The following is an 11,504-nucleotide window of genomic DNA, read 5'->3' on the forward strand; positions in this document are numbered from 1 at the left end:
GAGCTCAGATCGCGTCGGTGCCGCGCTCGCCGGTGCGGACCCGGATCACGCTCTCGACGGGGGTGACCCAGACCTTGCCGTCACCGATCTTGCCGGTGCGGGCGGCCTCGACCACCGCGTCCACGACCTTCTCCGCGAGGGTGTCGTCGGCGACGACCTCCACCCGGACCTTGGGCACGAAGTCGACGGAGTACTCCGCACCGCGGTAGACCTCGGTGTGGCCCTTCTGCCGCCCGTAGCCCTGCACCTCGCTGACCGTCATGCCCAGGACGCCGATCTGCTCCAGCGCCCCCTTGACGTCCTCGAGGACGAACGGCTTGACGATCGCCGTGACCAGCTTCATCGCTCAGACCTCCTGACCGGCGGTGGCCGGCTCGTGGTCGCGCGCCGACTGGGTCGACGCCCCCGCGGCCGGGCGCAGGTTGCCGCCGCCCCGCAGGGTCGAGAAGTCGTAGCCCGACTCCGCGTGCTCGGTCTCGTCGATGCCCGTGGCCTCGTCCTCGTCGGAGATGCGCAGGCCGATCGTGAACTTCAGCGCGAAGGCGATGATCGCCGTGCCGATGCCGGAGTAGGCGAGCACCGCGAGCGCCCCGACGGCCTGGCGCCAGAGCTGGTCGACGCCGCCGCCGTAGAGCAGGCCGTCGACGCCGGCCGCGGAGTCGGCGGTGGCGAAGAAGCCGATGAGCAGCGTGCCGGCGAGACCGCCGACGAGGTGGACGCCGACGACGTCGAGCGAGTCGTCGAAGCCGAAGCGGAACTTCAGGCCGACGGCCAGGGCGCACAGGACGCTGGCGATGGCACCGACCGCGATGGCGCCCAGCGGCGACACCGAGGAGCAGGCCGGGGTGATCGCGACGAGGCCCGCGACGACGCCGGAGGCGGCACCGAGGCTCGTGGGGTGACCGTCGCGGAAGCGCTCGACGAGCAGCCAGGCGATCATGGCCGCCGCGGTGGCGACGATGGTGTTGAGGAAGGCGAACGCCGAGATGGCGCCCGAGCCGACCGCGGAGCCGGCGTTGAAGCCGAACCAGCCGAACCACAGGATGCCGGCGCCGAGCATGACCAGCGTGAGGTTGTGCGGGCGCATGGGCTCGCGCGGCCAGCCGCGGCGCTTGCCGATGACGATCGCGAGGACCAGCGCGGCGATACCGGCGTTGATGTGGACGGCCGTGCCGCCCGCGAAGTCGATCGCGGCGAGGTCGTTGGCGATCCAGCCGCCCGCACCCGCGGTGACGTCGTCGAAGGCGAAGACCCAGTGCGCGACGGGGAAGTAGATGACCGACACCCAGATGCCGGCGAAGACCAGCCAGGAGCCGAACTTCATGCGGTCGGCGACCGCACCCGAGATCAGGGCGACGGTGATGATCGCGAACGTGGCCTGGAAGCCGACGAACACCAGGGTCGGGATCGTGCCGACCAGCGGGACGGCCACCTCGGCGCCGGTCTCGGCGTCGGCGAGGTAGGTGCCCGCGGTGAGGCCCTGCAGGCCGGCGAACTGCGCCGGGTCACCGACGATGCCCGCGTCGCCGACGCTCGTGCCGAACGTCATCGAGTAGCCGTAGAGCACCCACAGGACGCCGACCAGGCCGACCGAGGCGAAGCTCATCATCATCATGTTCAGCACGCTCTTGCTGCGCACCATGCCGCCGTAGAACAGCGCGAGTCCCGGTGTCATGAGCAACACCAGGGCCGTCGCCGTCATCATCCAGGCGGTATCGCCGGTATCGGGCACTCCAGGCACGTCGACTCCTTCCCGTCTGCGCCGCGCTCCGTCCGGAGTGGACGGGTTCCGCGGCTGGTGCGGGAACTATCGGATCGGCGTGTTTCCGTCGTCCTCCACCGGTGTTTCGGCGACGTGAACGAGGCCCCCTCGCGAGTTACATCCGCATGACGCGTCAGCTCAGCAGGGCGTCGACGTAGGCGGCGGGCTCGAACGGCGCCAGGTCGTCGGGGCCCTCGCCGAGCCCGACGAGCTTCACCGGAACCCCGAGCTCCCGCTGGACGCGGAAGACGATGCCGCCCTTGGCGGTGCCGTCGAGCTTGGTCAGGACGATGCCGGTGACCTTGACGACGTCGCCGAACACCCGCGCCTGCGTCAGCCCGTTCTGGCCCGTGGTGGCGTCGAGGACGAGGAGCACCTCGTCGACCTCGGCCTGGCGCGACACGACCCGCTTCACCTTGTCGAGCTCGTCCATCAGGCCGGTCTTGGTGTGCAGCCGGCCCGCGGTGTCGAGCAGCACCACGTCGGCGCCCTCGCCGGCGCCGCGCTTGACGGCGTCGAACGCGACGCTCGCCGGGTCGGCCCCCTCGGCGCCGCGCACGACGGTCGCCCCGGCCCGCTCGCCCCAGGTGACGAGCTGCTCGGCGGCGGCGGCGCGGAACGTGTCGGCCGCGCCGAGCACCACCCGGTGCCCGCCCGCGACGAGCACCCGTGCCAGCTTGCCGGTGGTCGTGGTCTTGCCGGTGCCGTTGACGCCGACGACGAGCAGCACCGCGGGCCGCCCGTCGTGGGGCAGCGCGCGGACGGAGCGGTCGAGCTCGGGGCGCAGGGCCTCGGTGAGGACGTCCTTGAGCAGCTGGCGGGCCTGCTCGGCGGTGCGGACGCCGCGGGCCGCCAGCTCGGTGCGGAGCCGGTCGATCAGCTCGGCGGTGGTCTCGGGGCCGAGGTCGGCCTGCAGGAGGGTGGCCTCGACGTCCTCCCACGACTCCTCGTCCAGCTCCCCCGCGCCGAGCAGGCCCAGCAGTCCCTGGCCGAAGCCGGAGCGGGAGCGGGCGAGGCGGCCGCGGAGGCGCTCGAGCCGGCCGCCGGGTGGGGCGATCTCCTCGGTGGGGGTCGGGGCCGGGGTGGTGGGGGCCGGGGTCGTGTCGGTCGGGGGTGTGGTCGGTGTCGTGGTCGGGGGTGTCGCGGTTGGTGTCGCCGTCGGGGGCGTCGCCGTCGGTGTCGCCGTCGGGGGCGTCGCCGTCGGGGCGCTCGGCGCGGTCGGGGCCGAGCCGTTGGTGGACGGGACCGGGGTCGCCGTCGGGGGCCGCTCGGTCGTCCGGGGCGGTTCGGTCGTGGGGGCCGAGGGGGCCGTCGGAGCCGTCGGAGCCGACGGGGCCGTCGGGGCCGACGACGTCCCCAGCGGCGGCATGGGGGTGGCCGTCGTCGGCTCGGCGTCGACGGGGCGCTCCGCCTCGGGGCGGGTGGTGGTGTCGAGCCCGGGGGTGACGTCGGCCGGGGGCGCGGTGGCGGCCGGCGGCTCGACCGGCGGCGCGGACGGGGTGGCAGCACCGGTGCCGGGGGCGAACGAGAACCCGCCGCCGGCCTGGTAGGTGCCACCGCGCGGCTTGGGCTTGGCGGCCTCGTCGGCGCGCTCCAGCTCCTCGGCCTGGCGCAGGCTGATGCGGCGGCGGTTGCGGAGCACCAGCCCCACGACGAGGGCGATGAGCACGACCGCAGCCACGACCGCGACGACGATCCACAGGGTCTCCGGGGTCACCCGACCAGCCTGTCATGCCCCGGCCGAGCCCACCGGCCCCGGCACCCCACCCACCGTGATCGTCGGAAGTGCACCACCACGGCCCCCGTCACGGCCCTGCCGTCGCACTCCCGACGATCATCGGCCGGTGATCGCCGGAACCGCACCACCACGGTCCCCCCGACGACCCCCACGTGACACTCCCGGCGATCACCGGCACGACCCGCCCCCGCCCGCCCGCCGCCACGCGTCCCCGCCCGCCGCTCACTCACCCCGCCCGCCGCTCACCCACCCGCCCGTTGCAGGAAGGCCACCTTCACGCCACGAACCGTCCACAAGGTGGCCTTGCTGCAACTCGGGCCGCGCCACCCCGGACCGCGCCACCCCGCGCCGTCCCCGCCCGAACACCACCCCAGCCCGGCCCAACCCCCAGAAACAGGTCGTGAGCGCCAACCGTGCCCCCAGCCACGGTTTCCGCTCACGGGCTCTCAGCTCGCCGGCCTCAACCGCTGGCTGATCACCGTCGTGATCCCGTCCCCCCGCATCGCCACGCCGTACAGCGCGTCGGCGACCTCCATCGTCGGCTTCTGGTGCGTGATCACGATGAGCTGGCTGGTGGCGCGCAGCTCCTCCATCAGGCTGATCAGGCGCCGGAGGTTGACGTCGTCGAGGGCGGCCTCGATCTCGTCGAGGATGTAGAACGGCGAGGGGCGGGCGCGGAAGATCGCGACCAGCAGGGCCATGGCCGTCAGCGACCGCTCCCCGCCCGACAGCAGCGACAGCCGCTTGACCTTCTTGCCCGGCGGGCGGGCCTCGACCTCGACCCCGGTGGTCAGCATGTCCTCGGGGTCGGTGAGCACGAGCCGGCCCTCGCCGCCGGGGAACAGGGTCTCGAAGACCACCGTGAACTCGCGCGCCACGTCCTCGTACGCCTGCGCGAACACCTCGAGGATCTTGTCGTCGACCTCGCGGACGACGGTGAGCAGGTCGCGGCGGGTGTTCTTGAGGTCCTCGAGCTGCGTCGACAGGAACCGGTAGCGCTCCTCCAGCGCCGCGAACTCCTCCAGCGCGAGCGGGTTGACCCGGCCCAGCAGCGCCAGGTCCTTCTCCGCGCGGGCCGCCCGGCGCTCCTGCGTGGCGCGGTCGTAGGGCATGGCGGGCGGGGCGGTGACGTCCTCGCCCCGCTCGCGCGCCGCCTCGTACTCCGCGACCTCGGCGAGCGAGGCGGGCACCGGGGCGTCCGGCCCGTACTCGGCGACGAGGTCCTCGACGCCCAGGCCGTGGTCGGCCAGCACCTTCTCCGTGACCTGCTCGAGGCGCAGCCGCGACTGCGCGCGCAGCACCTCGTCGCGGTGCACGGCGTCGGTCAGCTTCTCCATCAGCGCGGTGAGGCGCTGCGCGGTGAGCCGGACCTCGCCGAGCTCGCGCTCGCGCGCGTCGCGGGCGGCGGCGGCCGCGTCGCGCTCGGCCGCGGCGACGGCCAGGGACTGCGCGATCCGCGCGCACGCCACCTCCCCCGCCTCGACGACGAGCGCGGCCACCGCGGCCCCGCGCTCCCGCGCCTCCCGGGCGGCCGCGGCGCGCTCGCGGGCCATCCGCTCCGACGACGCCTGCCGCCGCAGCGACTCCGCCCGCCCCGAGATCGCCCGCGCCCGCTCCTCGGCGGTGCGCAGCGCGAGGCGGGCGTCGACCTCCGACGAGCGGGCCGTCTCGACGGCGTCGGCGGCGGCGTCGCGCACCTCGGTGTCGGGCTCGTCGTCGACCGGCTCGTCCTCGGCGACGGCGAGCTGCTGCTCGGCGGCCTCCAGGGCGAGGAGGGCGTCGGAGCGCCGGGACTCGACGGCGTCGCGCCGCTCGCGCAGCCGCTGCGCCTCGGCCGCGGCCGAGCGGACGGCCTGCTCCATCCGTCCGAGCTGCGCCGACGCCGCCGACCGACGCTGCTCCGCCGCGTTCTGCGCCCGCCGGGCCGCCTCGACCTCGGCCTGGCGCGCCGACTCCTCGGCCCGCGCGCCCTCCAGCGCCGGGCGCAGGCGGGTCAGCTCCTCCTCGACGCCGTCGCGGGCCTGCGCGGCCTCGGTGACGGCGGCCTGGACGTCGAGCGCGCTGGTCGCCGTGCCCGATCCCCCGGACGCGCGGGCGGCGCCGAGCACGTCGCCCTCGGCGGTGACGGCGGTGAGCGCGGGGTCGGCGGCGACCACGGCCGCGGCGTCGTCGAGGGAGTCGACGGCGACGACCCCGGAGAGCAGCCGGCGGACGGCGGAGGCGACGGGGCCGTCGGGCGCGACCCCCTCGGCCACCCAGCGCGCCGTTGCAGGAAAGCCACTTTCCTGCAACGAGGTTGCGTGAACGTGGCTTTCCTGCAACTCGGCGGACCCCACCACCAGCACCGCCCGCCCCGCATCCCGGGCCCGCAGCAGCCGCAGCGCCCCCACCGCCGCCCCCGCGTCCGCCACCGCCACCGCGTCGGCCAGCTCCCCCAGCACCGCCGCGACGGCCGTCCGCGCCCACGGCTCCACCGTCAGCAGCCCGGGGACCGCGCCCAGCACCCCGTCCTCCCCCAACAGCGACGCCGAGCCGTCCTTGCGCGCCAGCCCCACCGACAGCGCGTCGACCCGCGCCCGCCAGTGCGCCCGCTGCTTCTCCGCCTCCCGCTCCTGCGCCACCAGGTCGGCCACCCGCGCGCGGGCCGCGTCGAGCCCTTCGACGGCGGCGACCCGGCGCTCCTCCAGCTCGGCGGGCACGTCCCCGGAGTCGACGGCGTCGCCCGCCTCCTCCAGCTCCGAGCGCGCCGACGCCGTGCGGTCCTCGGCCTCGGCCAGCGCGTCGGACAGGCGCTCGATCTCGTCGGCCGTGGCCGCTGCGGTGCTGCGCATCGCCTCCGCGCGCCCGGCGAGGGTGGCCAGCCCGGCGCGGCGGTCGGCCAGCGCGCGGACCGCGGCCCGGTGCGCGCGCTCCGCGGCGGCGAGGGTGCGCTCGTGCTCGGCGCGGGTCTCCAGGATCTCGGCGAGCGCGGCCCGGGCCTCGGTGACGGCCCCGACCAGCTCGTCCTCCTGCTCGGCGACGGCCTCGGCCTCGGCCTCGAGCTGGTCGGGGTCGCGCCCGGGGGTGCGCTCCTCGGCCGAGCCCGCGAGGTGGCGGCCGCGCTCCTGGGCGAGGCGGACGGTGCCCGCGAGGCGCTCGGCCAGCGCGGAGAGGCGGTACCAGGTGTCCTGCGCGGCGGCCAGGAGCGGCGCGTCGGCGGCCAGCGCCGTCTCCAGCCGCTCCTGCTCCACGCGCGCCACGGACAGCTGCTCCTCGACCTCCGCGCGCCGCGCCCGCGCCGCGGACTCGTCGGCCTCCTCGCGGGCGAGGGAGTCGCGCAGGGTCACGAGGTCGTCGGCGGCCAGGCGCAGCCGGGAGTCGCGCAGGTCGGCCTGCACGCTCTGCGCGCGGCGCGCGATCTCGGCCTGGCGCCCGAGCGGCTTGAGCTGGCGGCGCAGCTCGGCGGTGAGGTCGGTCAGGCGCGTGAGGTTGGCCTGCATCGCGTCGAGCTTGCGGAGGGCCTTCTCCTTGCGCTTGCGGTGCTTGAGGACGCCCGCGGCCTCCTCGATGTAGGCGCGGCGGTCCTCGGGCTTGCTCTGCAGCACCGAGTCGAGCTGCCCCTGCCCGACGATGACGTGCATCTCCCGGCCGATGCCGGAGTCGCTCAGCAGCTCCTGGATGTCGAGCAGCCGGCACGAGGAGCCGTTGATCTCGTACTCGCCCGCGCCGTCGCGGAACATCCGGCGCGTGATCGACACCTCGGAGTACTCGATCGGCAGCGCCCCGTCGGAGTTGTCGATCGTCAGCGTCACCTCGGCGCGGCCCAGCGGCGCCCGCCCGGACGTGCCGGCGAAGATGACGTCCTCCATCTTGCCGCCGCGCAGCGCCTTCGCGCCCTGCTCGCCCAACACCCAGCTGATCGCGTCGACGACGTTGGACTTGCCCGAGCCGTTCGGCCCCACGACGCAGGTGATGCCGGGTTCGAGGCGCAGCGTCGTCGCCGAGGCGAAGGACTTGAAGCCCTTCAGCGTCAGGCTCTTGAGGTGCACGGCTCTCCTGCGTCGGGCGGGCCCCGCAGAGTAGCGATCGGCGCAGCCCCGCTAGGCGCGCGCCCCTGCGCGCGCACCCACGACGACCACGCCCAGCAGCGCGACGGCGACCGCCGCGACCCCGAATCCCAGCGCCCCGAACCCCGCGACGGCGACCACGACCCCGGCCAGCACGCCCCCGGCCGCGCCGGCGACGTTCATCGTGACGTCCGACAGCCCCTGGACCTGCGCCCGGTCGGCGAGCGGCACCGCGTCGGTGAGCAGCGCCGACCCGGCGACCAGCGCCGCCGACCAGCCCAGCCCGAGCGCGACGAGCCCGACGGCCAGCATCGCGGGGTCGGTGGGTGCCGCCGGGGCGGCCACCAGCCCCGCCGTGACGAGCAGGACCGCGCCGACGACGAGCACCGGGCGCCGGCCCCACCGGTCGGCGAGCACGCCGAACACCGGGCTGAGCACGTACATCCCCGCGACGTGCAGGCTGATCACCAGCCCGACCACCGACACGGTCGCCCCGCCGTGGTGCATGTGCACCGGCGTCAGCGACATCAGCCCGACCATCAGCAGGTGCGAGACGGCGATCGCCCCGATGGCGAGCAGCGCCGCGGGGTGCTCGCGCGCCGCGCTCCAGGCGCTGCGGGCGGGGGCGGCCGGGACCGTGGCGGTGACCGCCGCCTCGCGCTCGCGGGCGAGCACCAGCGGGTCGGGTCGCAGCCCGGCCGCGACGACGGCCGCGGCGGCGGCGAAGGCGACCGCGGCGAGCAGGAACGGCCCGCTCTGCGCGACGAGCCCGAGCGCCCGGGCCAGCCCCTGCATCGGGCCCGCCAGGTTGGGCCCGGCGACCGCGCCGACCGTGACCGCCCACACCACGAGCGCCAGCGACCGGGCGCGGGACCCGGGGTCGGCGAGGTCGGTGGCGGCGAACCGCGCCGCCAGCCCGGCGGCCGACGCCGCCCCGAACGGCACCAGCGCGACGAGCAGCAGCGGCCAGCTCCCGATCGACAGGGCCCCCACGGCTCCGGCGGCGCCCGCCGCACCCGCCCCGTAGCCCAGCACCAGCGCGGGCCGGCGCCCCGACCGCGTGGCGAGCCGCGCGACGGGCAGCGCCGCCAGCGCCGTGCCGACGACCATCGCGGTGAGCGCCGCACCGCCCACGACGTCGGACCCGGACAGCTCGGCTGCGCTCAGGCTCGCGAGCGCGATGCCCGTGGACACTCCGACCCCGCCGAGCACCTGCGCCACGACCAGCACCCCGACGACCCGTCGTTGCAGGTCCGAGGTCCGCCCCGGCGTCGTCGTCGGCGCCGCAACATCGTCAGTCACCGGGCCATCGTCACCGGTGCGGGGCCGCGGCGCCAGGGGCCGATCAGGCCTCGACGAACCCGTCGAACCCGCCCCGCGCGTCGCCCCACTGCTCGACGACCTCGTCGACGCGCCCCGGCGCCCGGTCGCCCCGCAGGAGCACGAGCAGCCGTTCGCAGGAGCGCCGCTCACCCTCCGCGATCACGGCGACACGCCCGTCGCGCAGGTTCCGGGCCTCGCCCACGAGCTGCAGCTCCCGCGCCCGGCAGCGGGTCCACCACCGGAACCCGACCCCTTGGACGTGGCCGTGGACCCAGGCGGTGAGCCGGACGGAGGAACGCGTGGTGGTACTCACAAGGCTGCTACGTTACCCGGCGTGATCAGCATCGGGCGCCGCGCGGCGCCCCTGCTCGCCGGGCTCGCCGCGGGCGCGGTCGTCGTCGGGACGGTCGCCGTCGTCGCCCCGCCCGCCGCGCTCCCCGACGCCGTGAACACGGCGCTGGGCAGTCCGCTGGCCGCCACCGCCCCGCCGGAGACCCCGGCGCCGACGCCGGCACCCGCGCGCCGGGCCGTCGTCCCGTTCCCGGTCGTCCCGACCACCGTCCCGACGACCACGGCCGCGCCCACCACCACCCCGGCCCCGACGACCACCGCGGAGCCGGCGCCCGAGCCGGCCCCGGAGCCCGAGCCCGCCGCGCCCCGCCGCAGCTCCGGGGGCGCGGCCGCGCAGGTCGTCGACCTGACCAACGCCGAGCGCGCCGACGCCGGCTGCGGCCCGCTCGCCACCGACGCCCGGCTCGGGGCCGCCGCGCAGGGCCACGCCGAGGACATGTCCGCGCAGGGCTACTTCGACCACGTCAGCCGCGACGGCCGCCGCTTCGACGACCGGATCGGCGCCGAAGGCTACCCCTCCCCGGGCGGGGAGAACATCGCCCGCGGGCAGGAGACCGCGGCCGAGGTCGTGGAGGGCTGGATGAACTCGCCGGGCCACCGCCGCAACATCCTCGACTGCGACTTCGCCGCCATCGGCGTCGGCTTCGACGACGACGGGAACTACTGGGTGCAGAACTTCGGGTTCTGAGACCCGGATCCCCGGGCGACCGGCGGAGCCCCCGCACCGCCGGCCGCCCGTCGCGGACGTCACCCGGTGGGTGGCGCCTGGACGGTGGGCGCCGGCGGTGCCGTGGTGGGCGCCGGCGTGAGGGCCGTGGGGACGGGCGGCACGGGCGTGAGGGCCGGCAGGGGCACCGGGGTCGCGGACGGCACCGCCACCACCAGCGGGCCGGGCGGCACGGGCACGCAGGTGCCGGTGCGGTCGTCGTAGCGCGGGGTGCCCCGCGGGTAGGGCTGCACCGGGGCGGGCCCGGCGCGGTACCCGGACGTGCACTCCCCGTTGTCGCCGACGTCGAGCGGGCGGCCGTCCTGGTCGAACAGGTACACGCCGGTCAGCGGGGTGCCCGCCGCGTCGACGGGCCGGATGTCCTCGACGGGACGCTCGCCGTCCTGCCACAGGCCGGGCAGGTACGGCGTCGCGGAGGTGCTCTGGACGGAGGGCGTTGTCGGGGTCAGCACGAGCCCGACGACCACGACCGCCGCGGCCAGGGCGTTGAGCGGGACGACCGACCAGAGCCAGCGGCGGTCGCGGCGGGAGCGGAACCCGAGCCACACCGAGAACGGCGCGAGCACGAGCCCGGTCAGGACCACCTGCAGCGCGCCGACGGCACCCAGGACCAGGCCGACCAGGGCCCCCGCGGCGAGCGCCCGCAGCAGCCACCACGCGGGCTGCAGGCTCGCGAGGAAGCCCAGCAGCCGGCCGCCCGAGGAGTCGGGGTCGGGGCGCGAGGCCAGCGCCGCGCGGACCGCGGGCAGCGCCGCGACCGCGTCGACGCGCGGGCCGGCCCGGAACACCACCGGCGCCGCCGCGAGGCCGAGCAGCACGGCGAGGACCAGGACCAGCGCCGCCGCCTCCGGCTCGACCGCCACGAGGCCGGCGAGCAGCACCAGCGCCGTCGACCCGACCAGCGCGACGAGGGCGAACCGCGCGCCGCCCGTGCCCACCGGGGCGGCGTCGACGGCGACGGGCGCGGCCGGGTAGCCGGCCGCGGTCCGCAGCTCGGCGGCGTAGGCCTGCGGCGGACCCAGCCGCGCGACCAGGTCGTCGTCCGGGTCGAGCTCGGCCAGGTGCGCGCCGACGTCGTCGAGGATCTCGCCGACCTCGCCGTCGGGCAGGTCGGCGAGCGCGGCCCGCAGGCCCGCGAGGTACTCCTGCTGCGCTGCCCCGTGCACGTCGGCGGTCATCGGTCCACCAGCCCTTCCATGGTCTTCGCGAACGTGTGCCAGGTCGCCGTCGACTCGGCCAGCCGCTCGCGACCCAGCGCGTTGAGGCTGTAGTACTTGCGGTGCGGGCCCTCCTCGCTGGGCACGACGTAGGACGTCAGGAGCCCGGCGTTGTAGAGGCGGCGCAGCGTCCCGTAGACCGAGGCGTCGCCGACGTCCTCCAGCCCGGCGGCGCGCAGGCCCCGCAGGACCTCGTAGCCGTAGCCGTCGGCGCGGTCGAGCACCGCGAGCACCGCCAGGTCGAGCACCCCTCGGAGCAGCTGCGTCGGATCCACGCGGCGGACAGTACTACGCGGCGCGCAGTACTGTCAGAGGCGCACCAGCACCGGCGAGTCGCGGC

The 11,504-nt window shown here is 76.3% G+C and carries 9 protein-coding genes; 1 reads left to right on the plus strand and 8 read right to left on the minus strand.

Features of this window, described 5'->3' with window-relative positions:
* Nucleotides 1–4 precede the first annotated feature (4 nt).
* The 6 genes from HOP40_RS34210 to HOP40_RS34235 all read right to left on the minus strand — a co-directional run bounded on the left by HOP40_RS34210 (nucleotide 5) and on the right by HOP40_RS34235 (nucleotide 9,182).
* A complete protein-coding gene (locus HOP40_RS34210) occupies nucleotides 5–343 on the minus strand; it encodes a P-II family nitrogen regulator (protein WP_172167405.1) in 339 nt (112 codons plus the stop codon).
* Between the two features lie 3 nt (nucleotides 344–346).
* A complete protein-coding gene (locus tag HOP40_RS34215; protein ID WP_172169777.1) occupies nucleotides 347–1,705 on the minus strand; it encodes an ammonium transporter in 1,359 nt (452 codons plus the stop codon).
* A 190-nt stretch (nucleotides 1,706–1,895) separates the two neighbouring features.
* Entirely contained in the window at nucleotides 1,896–3,479 is a 1,584-nt protein-coding gene (gene ftsY, locus HOP40_RS34220) for a signal recognition particle-docking protein FtsY (RefSeq protein WP_172167407.1), read from the minus strand.
* Between the two features lie 467 nt (nucleotides 3,480–3,946).
* Nucleotides 3,947–7,528: a chromosome segregation protein SMC gene (smc, locus tag HOP40_RS34225; RefSeq protein WP_172167409.1), complete on the minus strand. Its 3,582-nt coding sequence runs from the start codon at nucleotides 7,526–7,528 to the stop codon at nucleotides 3,947–3,949.
* Between the two features lie 51 nt (nucleotides 7,529–7,579).
* Nucleotides 7,580–8,848, minus strand: coding sequence for an MFS transporter (locus HOP40_RS34230; protein WP_172167411.1), 1,269 nt, complete (start codon nucleotides 8,846–8,848; stop codon nucleotides 7,580–7,582).
* A 43-nt stretch (nucleotides 8,849–8,891) separates the two neighbouring features.
* Nucleotides 8,892–9,182, minus strand: coding sequence for an acylphosphatase (locus HOP40_RS34235; RefSeq protein ID WP_172167413.1), 291 nt, complete (start codon nucleotides 9,180–9,182; stop codon nucleotides 8,892–8,894).
* Nucleotides 9,183–9,203: 21 nt separating this feature from the next.
* On the opposite strand from HOP40_RS34235, the gene HOP40_RS36550 reads away from it, so the two are divergent.
* Nucleotides 9,204–9,908: a CAP domain-containing protein gene (locus HOP40_RS36550; protein WP_275691329.1), complete on the plus strand. Its 705-nt coding sequence runs from the start codon at nucleotides 9,204–9,206 to the stop codon at nucleotides 9,906–9,908.
* 59 nt (nucleotides 9,909–9,967) lie between these two features.
* On the opposite strand, the gene HOP40_RS34245 is transcribed toward HOP40_RS36550, so the two are convergent.
* Both HOP40_RS34245 and HOP40_RS34250 read right to left on the minus strand, forming a co-directional pair.
* Nucleotides 9,968–11,125, minus strand: a complete 1,158-nt coding sequence (locus HOP40_RS34245) for an HAAS signaling domain-containing protein (protein ID WP_172167416.1) — start codon at nucleotides 11,123–11,125, stop codon at nucleotides 9,968–9,970.
* On the minus strand, nucleotides 11,122–11,439 hold the full coding sequence (locus tag HOP40_RS34250; RefSeq protein ID WP_172167418.1) for a PadR family transcriptional regulator: 318 nt from the start codon (nucleotides 11,437–11,439) through the stop codon (nucleotides 11,122–11,124). The genes HOP40_RS34245 and HOP40_RS34250 overlap by 4 nt, the downstream gene beginning before the upstream one ends.
* Nucleotides 11,440–11,504: the final 65 nt, after the last annotated feature.

Source organism: Pseudonocardia broussonetiae, assembly GCF_013155125.1.
Classification (GTDB): Bacteria; Actinomycetota; Actinomycetes; order Mycobacteriales; family Pseudonocardiaceae; genus Pseudonocardia; species Pseudonocardia broussonetiae.

Bases quoted from the DNA above. Each gene is read 5' to 3' on its own strand.
- HOP40_RS34210 (WP_172167405.1), bottom strand. From the start codon at position 343: ATGAAGCTGGTCACGGCGATCGTCAAGCCGTTCGTCCTCGAGGACGTC.
- HOP40_RS34215 (WP_172169777.1), bottom strand. From the start codon at position 1,705: ATGATGACGGCGACGGCCCTGGTGTTGCTCATGACACCGGGACTCGCG.
- HOP40_RS34245 (WP_172167416.1), bottom strand. From the start codon at position 11,125: ATGACCGCCGACGTGCACGGGGCAGCGCAGCAGGAGTACCTCGCGGGC.